This is a genomic window from Streptomyces sp. ATCC 21386 (assembly GCF_018728545.1).
In the GTDB taxonomy this organism is placed as follows: Bacteria; Actinomycetota; Actinomycetes; order Streptomycetales; family Streptomycetaceae; genus Streptomyces.
In genome coordinates this window covers 4,503,275-4,525,370 of the sequence record NZ_JAAVVL010000001.1, presented here as the reverse complement: position 1 = coordinate 4,525,370, position 22,096 = coordinate 4,503,275, and the positions used below count along the sequence as shown (strand labels likewise).

17 protein-coding genes and 2 pseudogenes are annotated in these 22,096 nt (G+C 70.6%); 14 read left to right on the top strand and 5 right to left on the bottom strand.

Going from position 1 to position 22,096, the window contains the following annotated elements; genetic code table 11:
• Nucleotides 1–71: 71 nt before the first annotated feature.
• Both GWK25_RS19335 and GWK25_RS19330 read left to right on the top strand, forming a co-directional pair.
• Nucleotides 72–1,562, top strand: a complete 1,491-nt coding sequence (locus GWK25_RS19335; protein ID WP_215451805.1) for an arabinofuranosidase catalytic domain-containing protein — start codon at nt 72–74, stop codon at nt 1,560–1,562.
• Nucleotides 1,563–1,690: 128 nt separating this feature from the next.
• A complete protein-coding gene (locus GWK25_RS19330) occupies nt 1,691–2,905 on the top strand; it encodes an IS30 family transposase (protein WP_215451804.1) in 1,215 nt (404 codons plus the stop codon).
• A 75-nt stretch (nt 2,906–2,980) separates the two neighbouring features.
• On the opposite strand, the gene GWK25_RS19325 is transcribed toward GWK25_RS19330, so the two are convergent.
• Both GWK25_RS19325 and GWK25_RS19320 read right to left on the bottom strand, forming a co-directional pair.
• Nucleotides 2,981–4,687 carry a ThuA domain-containing protein gene (locus GWK25_RS19325; RefSeq protein WP_215451803.1) on the bottom strand — a complete coding sequence of 569 codons (1,707 nt, stop codon included), beginning with the start codon at nt 4,685–4,687 and terminating at the stop codon, nt 2,981–2,983.
• Between the two features lie 29 nt (nt 4,688–4,716).
• Entirely contained in the window at nt 4,717–7,557 is a 2,841-nt protein-coding gene (locus GWK25_RS19320) for an RICIN domain-containing protein (protein WP_215451802.1), read from the bottom strand.
• A gap of 518 nt (nt 7,558–8,075) precedes the next feature.
• Here GWK25_RS19320 and GWK25_RS19315 point away from each other — a divergent pair.
• The 7 genes and pseudogenes from GWK25_RS19315 (at nt 8,076) to GWK25_RS44765 (ending at nt 11,145) form a co-directional block, all read left to right on the top strand.
• Nucleotides 8,076–8,336, top strand: coding sequence for a DUF5988 family protein (locus tag GWK25_RS19315; protein WP_215451801.1), 261 nt, complete (start codon nt 8,076–8,078; stop codon nt 8,334–8,336).
• 194 nt (nt 8,337–8,530) lie between these two features.
• Nucleotides 8,531–9,148, top strand: a complete 618-nt coding sequence (locus tag GWK25_RS19310; RefSeq protein ID WP_215451800.1) for a nucleotidyltransferase family protein — start codon at nt 8,531–8,533, stop codon at nt 9,146–9,148.
• On the top strand, nt 9,132–9,440 hold the full coding sequence (locus GWK25_RS19305) for a BON domain-containing protein (protein WP_251828928.1): 309 nt from the start codon (nt 9,132–9,134) through the stop codon (nt 9,438–9,440). Before GWK25_RS19310 ends, GWK25_RS19305 begins: the two co-directional genes overlap by 17 nt.
• On the top strand, nt 9,437–10,192 hold the full coding sequence (locus GWK25_RS19300; protein ID WP_215451799.1) for a metallophosphoesterase: 756 nt from the start codon (nt 9,437–9,439) through the stop codon (nt 10,190–10,192). The genes GWK25_RS19305 and GWK25_RS19300 overlap by 4 nt, the downstream gene beginning before the upstream one ends.
• Before the next feature lie 91 nt (nt 10,193–10,283).
• On the top strand, nt 10,284–10,736 hold the full coding sequence (locus GWK25_RS19295) for a hypothetical protein (RefSeq protein ID WP_251828927.1): 453 nt from the start codon (nt 10,284–10,286) through the stop codon (nt 10,734–10,736).
• Nucleotides 10,737–10,823: 87 nt separating this feature from the next.
• A pseudogene (locus GWK25_RS44770) lies at nt 10,824–10,988 on the top strand (DUF6766 family protein); the annotation flags it as partial.
• 64 nt (nt 10,989–11,052) lie between these two features.
• A complete protein-coding gene (locus tag GWK25_RS44765; RefSeq protein WP_374200693.1) occupies nt 11,053–11,145 on the top strand; it encodes a DUF6766 family protein in 93 nt (30 codons plus the stop codon).
• A 20-nt stretch (nt 11,146–11,165) separates the two neighbouring features.
• Here the strand turns inward: GWK25_RS44765 and GWK25_RS19285 are convergent, their stop codons facing one another.
• Nucleotides 11,166–13,064: an ABC transporter ATP-binding protein gene (locus GWK25_RS19285; RefSeq protein ID WP_215457446.1), complete on the bottom strand. Its 1,899-nt coding sequence runs from the start codon at nt 13,062–13,064 to the stop codon at nt 11,166–11,168.
• A gap of 149 nt (nt 13,065–13,213) precedes the next feature.
• Here GWK25_RS19285 and GWK25_RS19280 point away from each other — a divergent pair, with 149 nt between their 5' ends.
• From GWK25_RS19280 to GWK25_RS19270, 3 genes are all read left to right on the top strand, one after another.
• Nucleotides 13,214–14,176 carry a lysylphosphatidylglycerol synthase domain-containing protein gene (locus GWK25_RS19280; protein ID WP_215451798.1) on the top strand — a complete coding sequence of 321 codons (963 nt, stop codon included), beginning with the start codon at nt 13,214–13,216 and terminating at the stop codon, nt 14,174–14,176.
• A 268-nt stretch (nt 14,177–14,444) separates the two neighbouring features.
• Complete coding sequence (locus GWK25_RS19275) at nt 14,445–15,527, top strand: mechanosensitive ion channel family protein (RefSeq protein ID WP_215451797.1); 1,083 nt, start codon at nt 14,445–14,447, stop codon at nt 15,525–15,527.
• Nucleotides 15,528–15,730: 203 nt separating this feature from the next.
• Nucleotides 15,731–17,950, top strand: coding sequence for an NADP-dependent isocitrate dehydrogenase (locus GWK25_RS19270; RefSeq protein WP_215451796.1), 2,220 nt, complete (start codon nt 15,731–15,733; stop codon nt 17,948–17,950).
• Between the two features lie 102 nt (nt 17,951–18,052).
• Here the strand turns inward: GWK25_RS19270 and GWK25_RS19265 are convergent, their stop codons facing one another.
• Nucleotides 18,053–19,021: an alpha/beta hydrolase gene (locus tag GWK25_RS19265; protein ID WP_215451795.1), complete on the bottom strand. Its 969-nt coding sequence runs from the start codon at nt 19,019–19,021 to the stop codon at nt 18,053–18,055.
• 225 nt (nt 19,022–19,246) lie between these two features.
• Between GWK25_RS19265 and GWK25_RS19260 the strand changes: the two genes are divergently transcribed.
• Entirely contained in the window at nt 19,247–19,726 is a 480-nt protein-coding gene (locus tag GWK25_RS19260; RefSeq protein WP_308010910.1) for a MarR family transcriptional regulator, read from the top strand.
• 212 nt (nt 19,727–19,938) lie between these two features.
• Here GWK25_RS19260 and GWK25_RS19255 read toward each other — a convergent pair.
• Nucleotides 19,939–20,923, bottom strand: a pseudogene (locus tag GWK25_RS19255) (aldo/keto reductase).
• A 113-nt stretch (nt 20,924–21,036) separates the two neighbouring features.
• On the opposite strand from GWK25_RS19255, the gene GWK25_RS19250 reads away from it, so the two are divergent.
• Complete coding sequence (locus GWK25_RS19250; RefSeq protein WP_374200622.1) at nt 21,037–22,071, top strand: glycoside hydrolase family 43 protein; 1,035 nt, start codon at nt 21,037–21,039, stop codon at nt 22,069–22,071.
• Nucleotides 22,072–22,096: the final 25 nt, after the last annotated feature.

Genomic DNA, 22,096 nt, shown 5'->3' with positions numbered 1-22,096 from the left:
CGGTCCGGACGGGGATGCCCGGCGCGGTCGCGCGCCGGGCATCCCTCCCTACGAACAGGTGAGGAACCGTCATGGTGTTTCGGAGAATTCGGCCCCGCCGGTCCGGACGGCTGTCCGCACTGGGCGCCGCCCTGGTGCTTGTCGCCGTCGGCGCCACCGCGGTGGCGGCACCGATCGAGCCCGGGCAGAGCGCCCCCGTCGTGGGCGTGCAGTCCGGCCGCTGCCTGACCGTCCCCGGCGCCGGCACGACCAACGGCACCCAGACCCAACTCCAGGACTGCACCGACGCGGTCGGCCAGACCTGGACCTACACCGCCGGCAAACAACTGACCCTGCAGGGCAACAAGTGCCTCGACGCCAGCGGACGCGGCACCACCAACGGCACCGCCGTCGTCGTCTGGGACTGCAACGGCCAGAACAACCAGCAGTGGAACGTCAACCCCAACGGCACCATCACCGGCGTCCAGTCCGGACTGTGCCTCGACGCCAACGCCGCCGGCACCGCGGGCGGCACCAGGATCATCCTCTGGTCCTGCAACGGCGGCACCAACCAGCAGTGGGACTCGCCGACGCAGCCGACCCCGCCGGTGCCGGGCGGCGCGGGCACGTGCGACATCTACGCCTCGGGCGGCACCCCCTGCATCGCCGCCCACAGCACCGTACGAGCGCTCTACGGCACCTACAACGGCAACCTCTACCAGGTCCGGCGCTCGTCCGACAGCACGACCCGGAACATCCGCGTCCTGAGCGCGGGCGGCTCCGCCGATGCGGCGGCGCAGGACTCGTTCTGCGCGGGGACCACCTGTGTCATCACCGTCGTCTACGACCAGTCCGGCCGCGGCAACGACCTGTGGTACCAGGGATCGAGTGTGGTTCCCGGCTCCCCCCAGAGCCGCCCGGCGATCGCGACGTCGGAGTCGCTGGCGGTCGGCGGCAGCAAGGCCTACTCGCTGTACATCAACCCCGGCAACAGCTACTGGCGGGACGGCCATCTGACCGGCGTTCCGACCGGCAGCGCCCCGGAAGGCATGTACATGGTGACCAGCGGCACCCATGTCAACGGCGGCTGCTGCTTCGACTACGGCAACAGTGAGACGACCCGGGCGGCCGATGCGGCCGGGGCGATGGACGCGATCAATTTCAGCACCCAGTGCTGGTTCGGCGGGTGCGCCGGCCGGGGCCCATGGGTCCAGGCCGACCTCGAATGGGGGCTCTACTCCGGTGGCAGTCAGACGTGGAACCCCAACCAGCGGGCCTTCACCAGCAAGTTCGTGACGGCGATGCTGAAGAACAACGGGACGAGCCGTTTCGCGCTCAAGGGCGGCAACGCCCAGACCGGAAGCCTGACCACGCTCTGGGACGGCGCGCTTCCGCCCGGCTACAGCCCCATGAAGAAGCAGGGCGCCATCATCCTCGGCAGCGGTGGTGACTGCTGCAAGCCCGGCGGCGGCGCGAACCTCAGCGCCGGCACGTTCTACGAGGGCGCGATGGTGTCCGGATACCCGTCCGACACGACCGAGAGCGCGATACAGGCCAACATCGTCGCCGCCGGCTACCGCTGAGTCGCCGCCCGCGCCGAGACGCGGCACGGCCTGCCGCCGGCCACACCCGGCCCGGGAACCCGGAAGGGCCGCCCTCACTCCCCCTTGGGTTCTAGTGGTCGTTGCAACACCCCAGCTCAGGGGATGCAATGGACTTCGAGATCCGTAGGGATCGGACGGCTCAGGGCCCTGTGAGGCTGAGGCGGGAGCGTGCGGAATACTCCCGGCTCGTGCAGCAGGGCTACAGCAACAAGGAAGCCTGCCGGCTCGTCGGGATCGACGCTCGAACCGGCAGGAAGTGGCGTAACGGCCGCAGCGCCGACCGCAGACAGAAGGCGGCACCACCGATCAATGCGGTGGTGCCGCCTTCCGGTCCGTCCCGGTATCTGCGTGAGGCCGACCGGATCCACATAGCCGACCGGCTACGGGAGAAGGCGACAGTCCGGGCGATCGCTGCCGAGCTGGGCCGCAGCCCGTCCACCGTCAGCCGGGAGATCCGCCGCAACCGGCACCCCGGCAACGGCCAGTACCGCCCGCACGCCGCCCAGGCCCGCGCCGACGCCCGCAGGCCCCGGCCCAAGCCGGGCAGGACCGGCCAGAACCCCGAGCTGCGGAACTTCATCCAGGACCACCTGGACCTACGGTGGAGTCCGGAGCAGATCTGCCAGGCTCTGCGGGCACAGTCCCCCCAGCGGCCGGAGATGCACGTGGTCCACGAGACGGTCTACCAGCCCCTCTACGTCCAAGGCCGGGGCGAACTGCGCCGCGAACTGGCCCGCGCCCTGCGGACCGGCCGCACCCGGCGCAAGCCGCGCCGCCAGGCCCAGCAGCGCCAGCCGCGGTTCTCCACCCCCATGGTCATGATCAGCGAACGGCCCGCCGAAGCGGAGGACCGGGCCGTGCCCGGCCACTGGGAGGGCGACCTCATCATCGGCAAGGACGGAAAGTCGGCCATCGGCACCCTGGTCGAGCGTGCCACCCGCTACGTCATGCTCCTGCACCTGCCCGGCGACCACAGCGCCGAGAGCGTCCGCGACGCGCTGGTCACCACGGTGCAGACCCTGCCCTCCCACCTCCGCAGGTCCCTGACCTGGGACCAGGGAAGCGAGATGGGCGCGCATGGCGGGTTCACCATCGCCACCGGCATCCCCGTCTACTTCTGCGACCCCGCCAGTCCCTGGCAGCGCGGCTCCAACGAAAACACCAACGGCCTGCTGCGGCAGTACTTCCCCAAGGGCACCGACCTCTCGCTCCACACCCCCGAGCACCTGACCGCCGTGGCCACCGAGCTCAACGGCCGCCCACGCAAAACGCTCGGCTGGGAAACCCCAGCCGAGCGCCTGCATAAGCTACTCGCGGCCTGATCAAACCAACCACGTGTTGCGACGATCCCTAGAAACCGCCCAGGGGCGGTGGCCCTTCCGTCATGCCGCGTCGGCTCAGGGCAGGGTCCACTTCTGGTTGGCTCCGCCGTTGCAGGTCCACAGCTGCACGAGGGTGCCGTCCGCCGAGTTGGCGCCCGACACGTCCAGGCACTTGCCCGACCGCGGATTGCGCAGTGAACCGTCCGCGTTCGCCTGCCAGTTCTGGTTGGCGCCCCCGTTGCAGGACCACAGCACGACCCTCGTGCCGTCCGCCGTGCCGTTGCCACTGACGTCCAGGCACTTGCCCAGCGCCTTGACCGTCGACCCCGGCGCCACCGTCCACCGCTGCCCCGCCGAACCCGTGCACGACGAGATCTGCACCGCCGTCCCGTCCGCCGAACCGCCGTTCCGGACATCCAGACACTTGCCCGCCAGCCCGGTGACCGGACCCGCGCCAGGGGCCGGACCGCCGCCCAGCTCCTTGATCCGGATGTTGCGGAAGGACACGTCGTCTCCCGTGCCGTGGTTCTGGATGCCGATGTGGCCGGCGAGTGAGCGGGCGGGGTCGGTGTTGGTGAAGTCATTGATCTTCACGCCGTTGAGCCAGACCTGGAGCCGCTCGCCCTCCACCAGCACCTCGAAGGTGTTCCACTCGCCCGGTGGGTTGAGCGCCATGTCCCGGGCGGCCGTGTCCGGGCCCTTGACGGCGTAGATCGAGCCGGTCGTGCGGTCGGGCGCGTCGGTGGCGTCGATCTGGACCTCGTAGCCGTTGTCGAGCGCCGACTGCGGGTCGGTCGTCGGGGGGAAGCCCACGACCACGCCGGAGTTGTCGTCGCCGGGCATCTTCCAGTCCAGCTTCAGCGAGTAGTTGGTGAACTGCCGAGCGCTGTGCCAGAGCATGCCCATGCCGCCGTGGGAGGCGAGGGTGGCATCCGAGTTGGTGAAGCCGCCCGGACCGGCCTGCGACCAGCCGGTGGTCGAGCCGTTGTAGAGGGCCGTGTAGCCGGTCTCGGGCCGGCAGTCGGCCTTGGTCCGGCCCGCCGCGTACCGGATGCCGCCGAGCAGGTGTGCCCGGAACGCGGGCTCCGCGTACGACGCCTGGCTGTGCCCGCCGCCGGTGTAGAAGGACCGGCCTCCCGACAAGGTCTTGCACCAGCTGTGCGGGTGGTCGGCGCCCATCGACCCACCCGAGTACGACGACTCGTCGAGCGTGGTGAGCACGCGCGCGGTGGTACGGGGGTTGGTGCGGTAGTCGTACCACTCGTCGGTGCGGGTCCATGTCTGCGGCAGGTGGGCGGTCGCCGCGTGCGCCCGCCCCTCCACCTTGATGGCGGCCTGCTGGACAGCGGGGTGCCGGGCGAAGTAGGCGCCGACCAGTTCACCGTAGAACGGCCAGTTGTACTCCGTGTCCGCGGCCGAGTGGACGCCGACGAAGCCGCCGCCCGCGCCGATGTACGACTGGAACGCCGACTGCTGGGCGTCGTTCAGCACGTCGCCGGTGGTGTTGAGGAAGATCACCGCCTCGTAGCGGCTCAGGTTGGCGGTGGTGAACTGGTTGCCGTCCTCCGTGGCCGTCACCGTGAAATTGTTCGCCGCGCCCAGGTCACGGATGGCCTGGGTCCCCGCCGGGATCGAGTCGTGCCGGAAACCGGCGGTCTTGGAGAACACGAGGACGTCGTAGGCCGTGTCGGCGGCATGGACAGGGCTGGGCTGCCCGAGGAGGGCCAGGGCGGCGAGTGTCGCGACCGCCCCACCGAGCAGGGATCGGGTTTTTCTGCGCATGTCCGTCGCTCTCTTCTCGGTGACAGGGATCACGGCAGGGTCCACTTCTGGTTGGCTCCGCCGTTGCAGGTCCACAGCTGCACGAGGGTGCCGTCCGCCGAGTTGGCGCCCGACACGTCCAGGCACTTGCCCGACCGCGGATTGCGCAGTGAACCGTCCGCGTTCGCCTGCCAGTTCTGGTTGGCGCCCCCGTTGCAGGACCACAGCACGACCCTCGTGCCGTCCGCCGTGCCGTTGCCACTGACGTCCAGGCACTTGCCCAGCGCCTTGACCGTCGACCCCGGCGCCACCGTCCACCGCTGCCCCGCCGAACCCGTGCACGACGAGATCTGCACCGCCGTCCCGTCCGCCGAACCGCCGTTGCGGACATCCAGACACTTGCCCGCCAGCCCGGTGACCGGACCCGCGCCAGGGGCCGGGCCGCCGCCGGTCTCGAAGGTGAACGCGTCGACGTCGAAGAGGAATCCGGAACCGCCGGCGAAGGTCAGGTAGAGCGTCGTGGTGCCGGCCGGTGCCCCGGAGACCGTGCCGTTGACAGTGGTGAACGTCGTCCACGAGCCGGTGACCGGGACGGTGGCGGAGCCGAGGACGGTGCCGGTCGGCGAGCCTGCGCGGACCTGAAGGGTGCCGCCCGCGCCGGCTGACGCCACCCGGGCGCTGAATGACGTGGCGTTGCTCAGCCTGTACGGCTCGAACGCGATCCAGTCGCCGTTCTCGATGTCGCCGACGGACTTGCCGCCCTCGGCGGGCGACTTGTCGTAGGTGGTGACGCCGGACGATGTCTTGTGGTGCTCGGCCTGCCGGTGCTTCGGTTGCAGGGTGTGCTGCGTGTGCGTGGTGAGCCCGTCGTCGTCGGTGTACTCGGCGTCGAAGACCCCGAAGATGTTCGCCGCGTCGTCGTGCTCACCGTCGACCGGGATGGTGATGGTGCCGGAACAACCGGTCTTCGAGGTGACCGGGTGGCCATGGCTGTCGTGACCGACGATGTACGTCATCTTGACCCTGGCGCAGTCGACCGTGCCGTCCTCCGGATCCGTCACGGTGACACTGAACGGCACGGTGTCGCCGAAGGCGAAGATCTCCCCCGCAGCGGGGCTGTTGATGGTCACGGTCGGCGCGGTGTTGCCGACGGTGATCCGCACATCGGCGGTGCCGGTGGCACCTTGTGGGTCGCGCACGGTCAGCGTGGCCGTGTATTCGCCGTTCGTGCTGTATGTCTTCGTGGGGTTGGGGGCGGTGGAGCTGGTGCCGTCACCGAAGCTCCACGCATAGGTCAGTGCCCCGCCCTCGGGGTCGGACGAGCCGGCCGAGGAGAACGTCACGGTCAGCGGTGCCGTGCCGGAGGTCCGGTTGGCGCCGGCCACTGCCGTCGGCGCGCGGTTGCCGGCGCCGACGTAGTCGAAGCGGTACAGGGCGGAGTACTGGTCGCCCTGGTAGAACCCGGAGCCGTAGTCCAGCACGTAGTAGGAGCCGTCCGGTCCGAACGCCGAGTCGATGACCTGTTTGCCGGTCCAGGGGAAGCTGTCGATGGTCCCCGGGGTGCCGTCGGTGTTGAGGTGGATCGGCTTGATCCAGCCGCGGCCGAACTCCGTGGCGAAGAACTGCCCGTCGAACGACTGGGGGAACTTCGTGGGCGCGGTGACGGCGGGGTCGTAGCGGTACACCGGGCCCGCCATCGGCGATTCCGAGCCGCCGCCGAACGCCGACGGGCTGCCGGCGTCGCCGCCGTACCGGATCCAGGCGGGCTTCGCTGCGGGCAGCACGCTCAGGCCGGTGTTGCGGGGCGAGTTGTTCGTCGGCCCGCCCGAGCAGTTGTACTTCGCGCCCGCCGAGTTGGCGGCGAAGTCCCACTCGGCGTACGTCTCGGAGCTCGTGTTCGTGCCGGTGCAGTAGGGCCAGCCGTAGTTGCCCGGGCCGGTGACGCGGTTGAACTCGACCTGGCCCTGCGGCCCGCGCGCCGAGGTGGAGCCGGCGTCGGGGCCGTAGTCGCCGACGTAGACGATGCCGGTGGCCTTGTCCACGCTCATCCGGAACGGGTTGCGCAGGCCCATCGCGTAGATCTCCGGGCGGGTCCTGGCCGTGCCGGCCGGGAACAAGTTGCCTGCCGGGATCGAGTACGACCCGTTCTCGTTCACCTTGATCCGTAAGATCTTGCCGCGCAGGTCGTTGGTGTTGGCGGCGGTGCGCTGCGCGTCGAACGCCGGGTTGCGGTTGGTCCGTTCGTCGAGCGGGGAGTATCCGGCGGACTCGAACGGGTTGGTGTCGTCGCCGGTGGACAGGTACAGGTTGCCTGCCGCGTCGAAGTCGATGTCCCCGCCGGCGTGGCAGCAGATACCCCGGTCGGCCGCCACGTCGAGGATGTCCACCTTGCTGGACTGGTTGAGCGTGAAGTCGGCGTTGAGCGTGAAGCGGGAGAGCCGGTTGACGCCTTGCCACGCCGACCAGTTGCTGCCGGTGGTCGGTGCGTCGCCTCCCGGCGTGGACAGCGGCGGGGCGTAGTAGAGGTAGATGTGCCGGTTGGTGGCGAAGCCCGGGTCGATGCCGATGCCCTGCAGGCCGTCCTCGTCGTGCGCGTACACGGGGATGTTGCCGATCACCGTGGTGGTGCCGCCCGCGTCCGTGCGGCGCACGGTCCCGTTGCGAGCGGTGTGCAGCACCGACCGGTCGGCGAGTACGGCCAGCGACATCGGCTCACCGACCTCCGCGACCCCGCGGGCCAGTTGGACCTGCTGGAAGTCGGCGCCGTTGATCGGGTGCGCCGAGGCCGGGGTCGCACTGGACAAGGCCGCTGTGAGAACGGCCGCGATCAGGAGCAGAGCCGAACCGATGGCCGGCCAACGCGCGGGAGCCCTCTTTATTTTCGCGAACATGACAATGCGGTCCCCTTCCTGAACAGGTGGCTGCCAGGCTTGGGGCGCGCGCTGCCGCGCCGATGCCGTAGCGGGATGCGTCGCTTCGGCCCGCCGGGTGTGCTTCGGCAGGCCACTATGCCGAGCGGGGGCAACAGCTCGGAAGCAGGAGAAGTCGATGGTTACCGCGCTGTCGGGTCACATCGACGACCATGACGGTACACCGACAAGGCTAGAGGGCTTCAGCCGACCACGTCCATACTTCCTTCCGGACCGGCCAGGCTTTCCTTCGCCCCGAAGTGACAGCCGATCGATGTGCGACGGGATGCCGTCGAACAGCACCCGCATGCCCCCGACGGAGTCGTCACGTCCGCCGCATCGCCCGACGACAGGGAGCCCGGGTTCTGCCGCGGCTACCCCTAAGACCCCCTTCGAGCCTCTGGGGGGATCGTGGTCCAACAGGCCGATATATAGGGGACTTCAGGGGTGGCCGGGGACCGCGGTGCGACGAAGAATCGGTGCGAGACGAGAGGAGGCCCATGCGCAGAGTCACCCACGATTCCTCCGCCATCGCGCTGAGCTCCGTACAGCTGGAGGGCGGTCCCCACGAGTTGTCCGGGACGGTCGATCTCACCGAACTGGACGAGGTGATCTTCTCGGACGAGAAGATCAAGATTCGTTACGGCAATGGCTACGAACACTTCGAGACCGTCCGTCCGGCGCCGTCGAGGGCCGGCGACGGTGAGGGATCCGAGAACCCGACCTTCCGGTGGGTCGGCCGTACCCGGATCGCCGAGTAGGCGGCACCTTCCGCGCATGTCCCGGATCCGCGGCACTGTGTTCCGCTCCGCTCCGCAGTGCCCAACAGTGCCGGGGGTCCGGGACACGCTCGTCCCTCCTGTGCGAGCGTCATGACCTTCACCGGCCGCGATGACGCAGGGTGAAGGTGTGCGCACGTCTGGCCATCGGCCTGGGTCGCACTATCGTGGAAGGCATGGGCGATCTCGCCGGCCCGGACGACGACGGGCTCCCTCCCGATCGGACCCAGGCCATCCTCGAAGCGGCCAAGGAGGTCGCTTCGCTGCTCAAGGCCGGTGGGCATCCCTTCGCGCTGGCGGGCGGCGTCGCGGTGTACGCCCACGGCGGCCCGGAGACGCTCCAGCACGACGTCGACTTCTGTGTGCTGCCGGAGGACGTCGGGGCGGTCACCCGCACGCTGGAGGCGGCCGGGCTGAGCGTGGTCGAGCCGCCCGAGGACTGGCTGGTGAAGACCCGGAGCCAGGGCCAGGAGGTCGATCTGATCTTCCGGCCGTCGCGGGCTCCGGTCAGCCGTGAGCTGCTGGACCGGGCGGAGGTGCTGTCGGTCCAGTCCGTGTGGATGCCCGTGCTGGCGGTGACGGACCTGCTCATCGGGCGTCTGCTGGCGTTCTCCGAGCACTACTGCGACTTCGGTGCCGTGCTGCCGCTCGCCCGGACCCTGCGCGAGAAGATCGACTGGGGCCGGGTGCGCCAGGAGTGCGGTGACGAGCCGATGCCGGCCGCGTTCCTCTTCCTGCTGGAGCGCCTCAACGTGATCGAGCCGGAGGAGACCGGCGATGGCGACAGGACATGACCACCCGCGGACGAACGGCCCGAACGGCCCGGAACACCCACACCCGCCGGCGCACACCGAGTACCGCATAGCCCACTTGGAGGAGCGGCTCGCCCGGAGTGATCTGGCCGAGCTCGGGATGCGGATCGAGGCGCGGGGCGACGCCGTGCACATCACCGGTACGGCGTCCACCGCGGCCGACCGTGAGGCGATCCTGCGGCTGGCGGCGGAGGAGCTGCCCGGCGTGCCCGTACGGGCGGACATCACGCTGGCCGACGTCACCGCCCCGGACCGTCCCGAGGAGCTGTCGTGATCCGGGTCGCGGCCGTCGGGGACATCCATCTGGGGCCGGACAGCCGGGGCCTGCTCCGCCCGGCGTTCGACACCCTGCCCGACCACGCCGACCTGCTGCTGCTCGCCGGGGACCTGACCCGGCACGGCACGCCGGAGGAGGCGCGGGTCGTCGCCGACGAGGTGGCGGGGCTGCCGGTGCCGGTGATCGCCGTCCTCGGCAACCACGACCACCACGCCGAGCGCCCCGAGGACGTGACGGCCGTACTGCGGGACGCGGGGGTGACCGTGCTGGAGGGCGAGGCCACCGTCGTCCCGGTCGACGGCGTACGGGTAGGGGTCGCCGGGACCAAGGGGTTCGGCGGCGGTTTCGCGGGGCGCAGCGGCAGCGAGTTCGGCGAGCCCGAGATGAAGGCCTTCGTCCGTCACACCCGAGGGCTCGCGGACGGTCTGCGCCGCGCGCTGGACGAGTTGGCGCAGGACGGCTGCACCGTCCGTATCGCGCTCACCCACTTCTCCCCCGTACCGGACACACTCGTCGGTGAACCGCTGGAGATCTATCCGTTCCTGGGCAGCTACCTGCTGGCCGAGGCGATGGACGAGTCCGGTGCCGACCTCGCCGTCCACGGCCACGCCCACCTGGGCACCGAGCACGGCATCACCAGCGGTGGGGTGCGGGTGCGCAATGTCGCCCAGCCGGTGATCCGGCGTGCCTTCGCCGTGTACCGGCTGCCGGTGGACGGGGAGCGCGGCGCGGGCGGGGCGGGTTCGTAGCGGCCGGTTGGCCCCGGCCGGGGGACGACGGGCGGGCCCCGGCGCGCGGCACCCGGGTGCGGGTCCGGCGGCGGGGTTACCGTCCCTCGACATGGGTGGCGGACGGCCGGACGAGACGTCCCGGATGCCGTGGCGGTGGCGATGGGGCGTCGCGGCGGGTGCCGTGGTGCTGCTGACGGCCGGCTGCGGATCGGTCGAGCAGCGGCGAACAGCGGCCCGGGACGCGGCCGTCGGCTTCGAGCGGGCGCTGGGCGCGGAGGACGGGGCCGCCGTGTGCGCGGTGCTGGCGCCGGCTGTCCGGGACGAGCTCGAGCAGTCCTCGGGGACGCCGTGCGAGGAGGCAATTCGGGAGGAGGGCGTTCCGTTCGTCGCGGCGGCCGAGGACGAGGTCGAGGGCGTCGATGTCGCCGGACGCCAGGCCCGGGTGGAGTTCTCGGCGGACACCTTGTTCCTGTCGCGGTTCTCCGACGGCTGGAAGGTCCTCGCCGCCGGGTGCGCCCCGCGTCCCGAGCGGCCCTACCGGTGCCTGCTGAAGGGTGACTGAGGGAGTCGTGCGCGTCATGTTCGCCCTGTGCCTGCTGGTGATCGCGGGCGGTCTGGCCTACTGCGTCGCCCTGGGGGTGCTGCACCGATGACCGGATCCGTACGGCGGTTCCTCCGGGACAACGGCCTGGGGCTCACCTTCCTGGCGCTGTTCGCCCTCGCCCTGGTCGGCCAGGCGTTCGCCGGTCACGCCGACTTCGACAACCAGCTCGCCGCGGAGGACCTCCAGCGGATCTCGCTCGGCGAGTACGTGACGTCGTCGGACTTCGCGGTCGACGTGATGCAGAACTGGCAGTCCGAGTTCCTCACCATCCTCCATGGCGATCCTCTCGTTCTATCTGCGCCAGCGCGGTTCCCCGGAGTCCAAGCCGGTCGGCGCCGCCCACGCGACGACCGGCGTCGAGGGCTGAACCCCGGGAAACGCGGGTTTCTAGACCGCCGCCACCGGTGCTTGTGACTCGGGGTCGTGGTCCGTCGGCCTCGCGAACTGGGTGCGGTACAGCTCCGCGTACCGTCCGTCCGCCGCGAGCAGTTCCTCGTGCCGGCCGCGCTCCACGATCCGGCCCGCCTCGACGACGAGGATCTGGTCGGCGGTCCGCACGGTCGACAGGCGGTGGGCGATGACCACGGCGGTCCTGCCCTCCAGCGCCTCGGCGAGCGCCTCCTGCACGGCGGCCTCCGAGGTGTTGTCGAGGTGTGCGGTGGCTTCGTCGAGGACGACGATGCGCTGACGGGCCAGGAGCAGCCGGGCGATCGTCATGCGCTGCCGTTCGCCGCCCGAGAGGCGGTAGCCGCGCTCGCCGACGACGGTGTCGAGGGCGTCGGGCAGCGAGCGCACCAGGTCGTCGAGGCGGGCCCGGCGCAGGACGTCCCACAGGTCCTCGTCGCCGGCGTCGGGGCGGGCGAGGAGCAGGTTGGCGCGGACGGTGTCGTGGAAGAGGTGGCCGTCCTGGGTGACCATGCCGAGGGTGCCGCGCAGCGACGCCGCGCTGAGGTCGCGGACGTCGACGCCGCCGATCCGGACCGTGCCGGCGTCCGCGTCGTAGAGCCGGGGCAGCAGTTGGGCGACGGTGGACTTGCCGGCGCCGGAGGAGCCCACGAGGGCGACGGTCTGGCCGGGCTCGGCGCGGAAGGAGACGCCGTGCAGGACCTCGGTGCCGCCCCGGGTGTCGAGCGAGGCGACCTCCTCCAATGAGGCGAGGGAGACCTTTTCGGCGGAGGGGTAGCCGAAGCGGACGTCGTCGAACTCGACGGCCACCGGGCCCTCGGGAACCTCGCGGGCGTCCGGTTTCTCCTCGATGAGCGGCTTGAGGTCCAGTACCTCGAAGACGCGCTCGAAGCTCACCAGGGCGCTCATGACCTCGACGCGCGCCCCGGCCAGCGCGGTCAGCGGGGCGTAGAGCCGGGTCAGCAGCAGGGCCAGGGACACGATCGCGCCCGCGTCCAGGGTGCCGCGCAGCGCGAACCAGCCGCCGAGGCCGTACACCAGGGCGAGCGCGAGGGCCGAGACGAGGGTGAGGGCGGTGATGAACGCCGACTGTGCCATCGCCGTGCGGATGCCGATGTCCCGTACCCGGCGGGCCCGCATCGCGAATTCGGCGGACTCGTCGTCGGGCCGGCCGAAGAGTTTGACCAGGGTGGCGCCGGGTGCGGAGAAGCGCTCGGTCATCCGGGTGCCCATGGCCGCGTTGAGGTCGGCCGCCTCCCGCTGGAGCCGGGCCATGCGCCGGCCCATGCGCCGGGCGGGGACCACGAAGACGGGCAGCAGGACCAGGGAGAGCAGGGTGATCTGCCAGGAGAGCGTGAGCATCACGGCGAGGGTGAGCAGCAGCGTGACCACGTTGCCGACCACTCCGGACAGGGTGTTGCTGAAAGCGCGTTGGGCGCCGATGACGTCGTTGTTGAGACGACTGACGAGCGCTCCCGTACGAGTACGTGTGAAGAACGCGACCGGCATGCGCTGCACATGATCGAAGACGGCGGTCCGCAGATCGAGGATGAGGCCCTCGCCGAGCGTCGCCGACAGGCGTCGGCCCACGAGTCCGAGCGCCGCCTCGGCGACGGCGATGACGGCGATGAGCACGGCAAGACGGACGACGTGGTTCTCGTCCCCGCCCGAGACGATCACGTCCACGACGTTCCCCGCGAGCACCGGCGTCGCCACGGCGAGCAGCGCGGTCACGACGCCGATGCCGACGAACCACGCGATACGGCGACGATGTGGACGGGCGAAGGCTCCGACGCGCCGTAGCGTGGTCCGGGCGAGGGGGCGGCTGTGCCGCTGGGCGGTCATCATGCCCTGCAACTGGGTCCAGGCGGTGGTCTCCATACTCATGGGGAAGAAGCTAGAACCTCGACCAAAGTTGAGGTCAACCGTATTTCGGCGCACGCCCGGGTGCGGTGAAGTCCGCCGCCGGTCGACCGCCGTCCGCGCGCCCGCAACCCCCTGTTGGCCGGGCGCGGAGAGTCTCTTGCGGTGTGACTGCGACACAGCTCCCACGACCGCTCACCCACCGTGTTCCGGTGCGGCGGATCCTCTGCCTGCTCCCCCTCGCGCTGGTCCTGGTGGTCGCCGTGCGGCACCGTTCCGTACTCGTCGAGGGCTTCGGGCATCTCGCGACCGCGCGGTGGCCGTGGCTGGTCGCGGCGGCCGGCGTGACCTGTCTGACCTGGGTCGCGGCGGCCGTGACGCGGCAGGGGGCGCTCGTCGAGCGATTGCCCGCCGGGCGGTTGCTGGCCACCCAGTTCGCGGCGGGCGCGGCGAACCATCTGCTGCCGACGGGTCTGGGCGCGAGCGCGGTGAACCTGCGGTTCATGACGGTGTGCGGGGTGCCCCTGTCCCGTTCGTCGGCTGCGCTCGCGCTGTATCTGCTGGCGGAGTCCGTCGCCCGGGTCGGCCTGCTGCTGGCCCTGCTGGTGGCGTTCCCCCGGGCGCTGCGCATCGGCCCGCTCCTGCCCGTCGGCACCCCGACTCCCCTGCTGGTGACGGCGGTTGTCGTCGGGTGCGGCGCCGTGGCCGCGGTGTTCCTGGTACGGCGGCTGCGTGCGGCCGTGTTCGGTTTCGTCCGCACCGCGCTGGGCGAGGCCCGCGCGGTGCACGCGCGACCGGCACGGGTGCTGGCGCTGTGGGGCGGCTCGCTGGCGTTCCCCGCGCTCCAGGCGGGCGTACTGGTCACCGTGGGGCTGGCGTTGGGGCTCCGCGTCCCGGTGACGCACATGGCGCTCGCCTATCTCGCCGCCACCGTCGCGGTTGCCGTCGTCCCCACGCCGGGCGGCCTCGGTTCGGTGGAGGCCGCGCTCGTGGTCGCGCTGGTGGCGGCCGGTGGCCCCGTGGCCGTGGTGACGGCGGTGGTGCTGGCGTTCCGGATCGTCACGCTCTGGCTTCCGTTGCTGCCGGGGGCGTTGACGCTCGGCGCGCTGGTCCGGCTGAAGGTGATCTGAGGAGGAAGCTGTCGTACCGCCGAGCACATCCGGACATTCCCGGAGGCGCGGGGGCCCTCGTCGGCCGATCCGCGCAGGTCCGGTGCCGATCAGCCGTGCGGATACGGCAGGATGAGCGATCGCGCCCGACGTCGTACACGCGTCGGGGCGGGCGAGAACACGCACTCTTGATTCGAGCAGGTGGCAAGGTGACGACACATCACATACGGCCCTCGGGACACGACATACGGTTCCCCGGCCGCTCCCCGCGTCCCACGGGAGGCGAGCGATGACCCGGACCCTCACCCTCGACGACTGTCTCGTGGCCGGAATCATCCTGGTCGCGGGCCTGTTGGCCGCGTTCCTGCTGCGGCTGCTGCTGCGCTGGCTGGGTGGTCACGCGACGAAGACCCGCTGGAGCGGTGACGACGTCATCGTCGACACGCTGCGTTCGCTGGTGCCGTGGAGCGCGTTCGTCGGCGGGGCGGCCGCCGCCGGGGCGGTGCTGCCGCTGACCAAGACCGTGCAGCACAACGTGAACCAGTCACTGACGGTGCTGTTCATCCTCGTCGCCACGGTCACGGCGGCCCGGGTGATCGCCGGTCTGGTGCGCACGCTCGCCCAGTCCCGGGCCGGTGTCGCGGGCTCGGTCACGATCTTCGTGAACATCACCCGGGTCACGGTCCTCGCGATCGGCGTCCTGGTGATCCTCCAGACCCTGGGCATCCCCGTGGCTCCGCTGGTCACCGCCCTCGGTGTCGGCGGTCTTGCGGTGGCGCTGGCACTCCAGGACACCCTCGCCAACCTTTTCGCGGGCATCCACATCCTCGCCTCGAAGACGGTCCAGCCGGGCGACTACATCAAGCTGAGCAGCGGCGAGGAGGGCTATGTCGTCGACATCAACTGGCGCCAGACGACGATCAAGTCGCTCTCCAACAACCTGGTGATCATCCCCAACGGCCAGCTCGCCGGCACCAACATGACCAACTTCAACCAGCCCGAGCAGGACATGACCCTGCTGGTGCAGGTGGGTGTCGGCTACGACAGCGACCTGGAGCACGTCGAGCGGGTCACCAACGAGGTCATCGCCGAGACGATGAAGGAGGTCGAGGGCGCGGTTCCCGACCACGAGCCTGCCGTGCGGTTCCACACGTTCGGTGACTCGCGCATCGGGATGACCGTGATCCTGGGGGTCGGGGAGTTCAGCGACCAGTACCGGATCAAGCACGAGTTCATCAAGCGCCTGCACAGGCGGTACCGGGCCGAGGGGATCAGCGTGCCGGTGCCGCGCCGGGCGATCACGCTCCAGACGGGTGGGGGGAGCGTGGAGATCCCTCATCAGCGAGGGACCGCCGTCGACGTGGCGCCGTGAGGGACGGTGATCGGGTGCGGGCCCGGTGGGGCTTCTCGCGCAGTTCCCCGCGCCCCTGAAGAGCGGGGGCTGCGCCCCCTGCTCTTCAGCCCCGCGCACGGTCACCCGACAACGCGCCCCTCTCCCCGCCCCCTGTCGAGTACCTCCCCGGTACGAGATATCTTGATGTCGAGCAATGTTGCAGACGTGGAGCGGAGCACCCGGTGACTGACTCGACCATCATCTATACGCACACTGACGAGGCGCCCGCCCTGGCGACCCACTCGTTCCTGCCCGTGATCAAGGCGTACGCCTCGCAGGCCGGTGTCTCCGTCGAGACCCGTGACATCTCGCTGGCCGGGCGCATCATCGCCGTCTTCCCGGAGTACCTGGAGGAGGGCCAGCGCATCCCCGACGCCCTCTCCGAGCTGGGCGAGCTGGCCAAGACGCCCGCGGCGAACATCATCAAGCTGCCGAACATCTCGGCGTCGATCCCCCAGCTGAAGGCCGCGATCGCCGAGCTGCAGGGCCAGGGCTACGCGCTGCCGGACTACCCGGACGACCCGAAGTCCGACGAGGAGCGCGAGATCCGCGCCCGCTACGACAAGATCAAGGGTTCCGCCGTGAACCCGGTCCTGCGTGAGGGCAACTCGGACCGCCGCGCCCCCGCCTCGGTCAAGAACTACGCCAAGACCCACCCGCACCGCATGGGTGCCTGGTCCGCCGACTCCAAGACGAACGTCGCGACCATGGGCGAGAACGACTTCCGCTCCACCGAGAAGTCCGCGGTGATCTCCGAGGCCGGCTCGCTGAAGATCGAGCTGGTCGGCGACGACGGCTCCACCACCGTGCTGCGCGAGTCCGTACCCGTCCTCGCGGGCGAGGTCGTCGACGCCTCCGTGATGCGCGTCGCCGCGCTGCGCGAGTTCCTGACCGCGCAGGTCGCCCGCGCCAAGGCCGAGGGCGTCCTGTTCTCCGTGCACCTCAAGGCCACGATGATGAAGGTCTCCGACCCGATCGTCTTCGGTCACGTGGTGCGCGCCTTCTTCCCGAAGACCTTCGCGAAGTACGGCGAGACGCTGGCCGCGGCCGGCCTGTCCCCGAACGACGGTCTGGGCGGCATCTACAAGGGTCTGGAGGCCCTGCCGGAGGGCGCCGAGATCAAGGCCTCCTTCGACGCCGAGCTCGCCGAGGGTCCGGCCCTGGCGATGGTCGACTCCGACAAGGGCATCACCAACCTGCACGTGCCGTCCGACGTCATCGTCGACGCCTCGATGCCGGCCATGATCCGCACCTCCGGTCACATGTGGGGCCCGGACGGCCAGGAGGCCGACACCCTCGCGGTGCTCCCGGACTCCTCGTACTCCGGTGTCTACCAGGTCGTCGTCGACGACTGCCGCGCCAACGGCGCCTACGACCCGTCGACCATGGGCTCCGTCCCGAACGTCGGCCTCATGGCGCAGAAGGCCGAGGAGTACGGCTCCCACGACAAGACCTTCGAGATCCCGACCACCGGCACGGTCCGCCTCGTCGACCAGGCCGGCAACGTCGTGATCGAGCAGACGGTCTCCGCCGGTGACATCTTCCGCGCCTGCCAGACCAAGGACGACCCGATCCGTGACTGGGTCAAGCTGGCCGTCACCCGTGCCCGCGCCACCGGCGACCCGGCCGTGTTCTGGCTGGACGAGACCCGCGCGCACGACGCCAACCTGATCGCCAAGGTCAACGCCTATCTGCCGGAGCACGACACCGAGGGCCTGGACATCCGTATCCTCGCCCCGGTCGAGGCCACCAAGCTGTCGGTGGAGCGCATCCGCCGCGGCGAGAACACCATCTCGGTCACCGGCAACGTGCTGCGCGACTACCTCACCGACCTGTTCCCGATCCTGGAGCTGGGCACCAGCGCCAAGATGCTGTCGGTCGTCCCGCTCATGGCGGGCGGCGGCCTCTTCGAGACGGGCGCCGGCGGCTCCGCCCCGAAGCACGTCCAGCAGCTGGTCAAGGAGGACTACCTGCGCTGGGACTCGCTCGGCGAGTTCTTCGCCCTGGTCCCCTCCCTGGAGCAGTACGCGACGACCACCGGCAACACCAAGGCCAAGGTCCTCGCCGACACCCTGGACCGCGCCACGGCGACCTTCCTCAACGAGGACAAGTCCCCCTCGCGTCGCGTCGGCGGCATCGACAACCGCGGCAGCCACTTCTACCTGTCCCTGTACTGGGCCCAGGAGCTGGCCGCCCAGACCGACGACGCCGACCTGGCCAAGGCGTTCGCCCCGCTCGCCGAGACCCTCACGACGAACGAGCAGCGAATCGTCGACGAGCTGATCGCCGTCCAGGGCAAGCCGGCCGACATCGGCGGCTACTACCAGCCCGACCCGGCCAAGGCCGCCTCGGTCATGCGCCCGTCGGCCACCTGGAACGAGGCGCTGGCGAACTTCGCCTGAGCCTCGCCGTAACCCCGTGCGAACCCTCCGGTCCGCACACCGCCGCCCCGGCCGGGATCACTCCCGGCCGGGGCGGCGTGCTGTCGCGGGGGCGTACGACGGTCAGACCGTGCCGAGCGCCGTGCGCAGGGTGGCGATCGCCTGGCCGATGGCGGCCTCGGCCGCGTGCGTCCCGCGCAGGGCGTTCAGCATGACGAAGTCGTGGATGATCCCCTGGTAGCGCACGGCGGTCACCGGCACCCCGGCCTCGCGGAGCTTGTCGGCGTACGCCTCGCCCTCGTCGCGCAGGACGTCGGCCTCGGCGGTGATCACGAGGGCCGGCGGCAGCCCCCGCAGCTGCTCCGCCGTGGCGCGCAGCGGTGAGGCGGTGATCTCGGCGCGCTCCTCCTCGCCGGTCGTGTACTGGTCCCAGAACCACCGCATGGCGTCACGCCGCAGGAAGTAGCCCTCGGCGAAGCGGCGGTAGGAACCGGTGTCGAAGGCCGCGTCGGTGACCGGGTAGAAGAGCACCTGCTGGACCAGGGGCACATCGCTCCGCTCCTTGGCCATCAGGGTCAGCGCGGCGGTCATGTTGCCGCCGACGGAGTCACCGGCCACGGCGATCCGGGTGGCGTCGAGCCCCCGGCCGGCACCCTCGGCGACGATCCAGCGGGCCACCGCGTAGTTCTGCTCGACGGCCACCGGATAGCGGGCCTCGGGCGAGAGATCGTACTCGGGGAAGACGACCGCGGCCCGCGCGCCCACGGCCAGCTCGCGCACCAGACGGTCGTGGGTGTGGGCGTTGCCGAACACCCAGCCCGCGCCGTGGATGTAGAGGATCACCGGCAGCACGCCCCCGACGCCCGCCGGGCGGACGACACGGGCCCTGACCTCGCCGGTGGGCCCGCCCGACACGGTCACCCACTCCTCGTCCACCGCCGGCTTCGCGATGTCGCCCGACTGCACCTCGTCGACGACCTTGCGGCCCTCGACCGGCCCGAGGTCGAAGAGGTACGGCGGGTTCGCGGTCGCCTCGACGAAGGCCGCGGCGGCGGGTTCGAGGACAGGACGGGGGGCGGTGGACTCGGTCATGACGATCTCCTCGCGAGAGGTGCGACGGGTGCGGCGGGCAGGTTGGGGCCATGCCCTTCGCCGTATGGGTGGCACAAGCAAGACAGTAGCGCTCAATTAAATCGTGCACAATCAATACGTGCACGATTAACTCTCGCTCGATCCCTTAGCGCCCGATAGAGTGGGATGACCCGCGGGTAGGGTGGGAGATCGTCATGCGAGAGCACGGGACCGAGGAGCGACACCGTGAGCACAGCCGGCGACATCGCGACCGCTGCCGGGGCGGAACCGACCCGGGGGCACACACTGCTCCTGGACGACCAGCTCTGTTTCGCCCTGTATGCCGCCTCGCGCGCGGTGACCGCCCGCTACCGGCCCCTGCTGGACGAGCTGGGGCTGACCTATCCGCAGTACCTGGTCATGCTGGTGCTCTGGGAGCAGGACTCGATCTCCGTGCGGGACCTGGGCACGGCGCTCCAGCTGGAGTCCAGCACCCTCTCCCCGCTCCTGAAGCGCCTGGAGGCCGCCGGCCTGCTGCGCCGCGAGCGCCGTACGGACGACGAGCGCTCCGTCTCCATCCGCCTCACCGACGCCGGCGCCCGGCTGGAGGAGCGGGCCCGGACCGTCCCCGTGGACATCGGCGAGGCCATGGGGCTGTCCCCCGAACAGCACACCATGGCCAAGCAGTTGCTGCGGCTGCTCACGGCCAACGTCAGCCAGGGCTGACCCGGACACGGCTAGGGCCCTTCTGATGGATCTCCGTGGGAGAAGGAGCGGCGTCTGGTGCGTGCCCTCGGCGTGCCGGCCGGAAGTCCTCGTACTGGATGTACTTGGGTTTGTGCCCGGTGCGGCGGTGGGGGCACCTCCCGGTCGAGCGAAGCCGAGACTGGGGGAGCGTGCCGGGCGTCGCGACGGTGCGAACGTTGCCTGTCGCGGCACTAGTGTGCGGCGTCCAGCCGGGCCCGCTGCTCCTCCGTCAGCTCCAGCTCCACCGCGCCCAGGTTCTCCTCCAGTTGGTCGAGCGACGACACCCCCGCCAGCGGGACGATCGGGAACCGGCCGCTCAACTGCCAGGCCAGCACCACCTGGTTGACGGTCGCTCCGGTCTCCCGTGCCACCTGGCCCAGCACCTTCAGCCGGGCGGGGGTGCCGGGATGGTCGTAGTCCGACGGAAGGGTGTCCGGCCGTACGTAACCGCCCTTGAGCAGGGGCGAGTAGGCGACCAGGGTGAGGCCGGGCTCGGCCTCCAGATAGCTCAGCAGTTCGGCGGTGGCCGCGCCGAGGGTGCCGTCGGCCCAGAGATCGCTGGGGACGTCGGTGCGCGGGCGCAGATGGCTGTGGTGGTACTGGAGCACCTCGTAGCCGGGCAGCCCGGCCGCAGCGGCGAGGGCGCGGGCCCGCTCCACCCGCCAGACGGCGTGGTTGCTCGCGCCGAGCAGTCCGACCGCGGCCCTCGGCGACGAGTTCCGCGAACCCCTCGACGGTCTCCCGCGCCGTCACCGTACGGTCCTCGATGTGGGCGTAGAGCAGGTCCAGCCGCTCCACGCCGAGGCGTTCCCGGCTGCGTTCGGCCGATTCCCGGATCACCTTCGCCGACAGGCCCTCGGCGTTGTCGACGTACCCGGTGCCGGGTGCGAGGGGGCGGGCGCCGAGCTTGGTGGCGATGACGATCTCCTCGCCGACGCCCCGGCTGCGCCGCCACCGGCCGAGCAGTTCCTCGCTCTGGCCGCCCTGTCCGCCGTCGATCCAGAACGCGTAGTTGTCGGACGTGTCGATGAAGTTCCCGCCCGCCTCGACATAGCGGTCGAGCAGGGCGAAGGAGGTCTTCTCGTCCGTCCGCGAGCCGAACAGCATCGCGCCGAGCGCGAGCACGCTCACCTCGCGGCGGGTCGCCGGATCACTGCCTATCGTGCGGTACTTCATGCTGCCGTCTCCCGTTCCGCCCGGCTCTCGGGCCCGAAGGGGAGTCTTCAACTTGAAGCGCACGCGAAGTCAACGCCCTTCGCTGGCCGATCTCCGGTCACTATCCTTCGGCCGTGACCGAAACCGAACCCATTCGCCTCGCGGACCTGCGGCTTCCTGACATGCCGCTGCACGATCCGTTCGTCGTCGCCGACGCCGAGACCCGTACGTATCACCTCTACACGTCCAACGATCCTGCCGTCTCGGGTGTGGACGGGACCGGCACGATGGTCTACCGCAGCACCGATCTGCGGGACTGGACGCGGCCGGTCGTGGTGTTCCGGACGGCCGAGCAGGAGGGAATCTGGGCGACGGACGGCGCGTGGGCGCCGGAGGTGCACGCGTGGGACGGCAGGTACTACCTGTTCACCACGCTGCACGACGAGGGGAAGCCGCTCAAGGTGCCACCGGCCGGCCGGTACGGCACGCCTTTCCAGCTCCCGAACCATATGCGCGGCACGGTCACCGCGGTGTCCGACTCGCTGCTGGGCCCGTTCACCGTCGTGGACCCCACGCGTCCCACCCCGCCCGAGCACCTCATGACTCTCGACGGCACGCTGTACGTCGACGCGGCCGGGCAGCCCTGGATGGTCTACGCGCACGAGTGGCTGCAGACCGTCGACGGCACGGTGGAGGCGATCCGGCTGGCCCCGGATCTGGCCCGCACTCTCGGGAACCCGGTCTTCCTGTTCAAGGCCTCCGACGCGTCCTGGCTCACCGACCAGATCCCCGGCGGAGTGCCGCACCAGCTCGCGCCGTACATCACCGACGGCCCCCAGCTGTACCGGACGCCCGACGGCTCCCTGCTGATGCTGTGGTCGACGTACGAGAAGAACGTGGCCGGTGACGACGGCACGATCAGCGGCGGCTACGTACAGACCTACGCGGTCTCCAGGTCGGGCGACCTCACCGGGCCGTGGGACCAACGGCGGCCGCTGGTCCGGGAGGACAGCGGCCACGGCATGCTGTTCCGCACGTTCGACGGGCGGTTGATGTTGATCGTCCACCGCCCCTTCGAGAACGCCCGGGGCAAGCTCTACGAAATGGAGTTCGCCGGCAGCGAGTTGCGGGTGCTACGCCGCCGTGACGACCTCGACGGAGGCGGTTGAGCCCGACCGCGGCACCCCCCTGGCC

Bases quoted from the DNA above. Each gene is read 5' to 3' on its own strand.
- GWK25_RS19295 (WP_251828927.1), top strand. From the start codon at position 10,284: ATGGGTGGCGGACGGCCGGACGAGACGTCCCGGATGCCGTGGCGGTGG.
- GWK25_RS19335 (WP_215451805.1), top strand. From the start codon at position 72: ATGGTGTTTCGGAGAATTCGGCCCCGCCGGTCCGGACGGCTGTCCGCA.
- GWK25_RS19320 (WP_215451802.1), bottom strand. From the start codon at position 7,557: ATGTTCGCGAAAATAAAGAGGGCTCCCGCGCGTTGGCCGGCCATCGGT.
- GWK25_RS19310 (WP_215451800.1), top strand. From the start codon at position 8,531: ATGGGCGATCTCGCCGGCCCGGACGACGACGGGCTCCCTCCCGATCGG.
- GWK25_RS19330 (WP_215451804.1), top strand. From the start codon at position 1,691: ATGGACTTCGAGATCCGTAGGGATCGGACGGCTCAGGGCCCTGTGAGG.
- GWK25_RS19325 (WP_215451803.1), bottom strand. From the start codon at position 4,687: ATGCGCAGAAAAACCCGATCCCTGCTCGGTGGGGCGGTCGCGACACTC.
- GWK25_RS19275 (WP_215451797.1), top strand. From the start codon at position 14,445: ATGACCCGGACCCTCACCCTCGACGACTGTCTCGTGGCCGGAATCATC.
- GWK25_RS19315 (WP_215451801.1), top strand. From the start codon at position 8,076: ATGCGCAGAGTCACCCACGATTCCTCCGCCATCGCGCTGAGCTCCGTA.
- GWK25_RS19265 (WP_215451795.1), bottom strand. From the start codon at position 19,021: ATGACCGAGTCCACCGCCCCCCGTCCTGTCCTCGAACCCGCCGCCGCG.
- GWK25_RS19305 (WP_251828928.1), top strand. From the start codon at position 9,132: ATGGCGACAGGACATGACCACCCGCGGACGAACGGCCCGAACGGCCCG.
- GWK25_RS44765 (WP_374200693.1), top strand. From the start codon at position 11,053: ATGGCGATCCTCTCGTTCTATCTGCGCCAGCGCGGTTCCCCGGAGTCC.
- GWK25_RS19285 (WP_215457446.1), bottom strand. From the start codon at position 13,064: ATGGAGACCACCGCCTGGACCCAGTTGCAGGGCATGATGACCGCCCAG.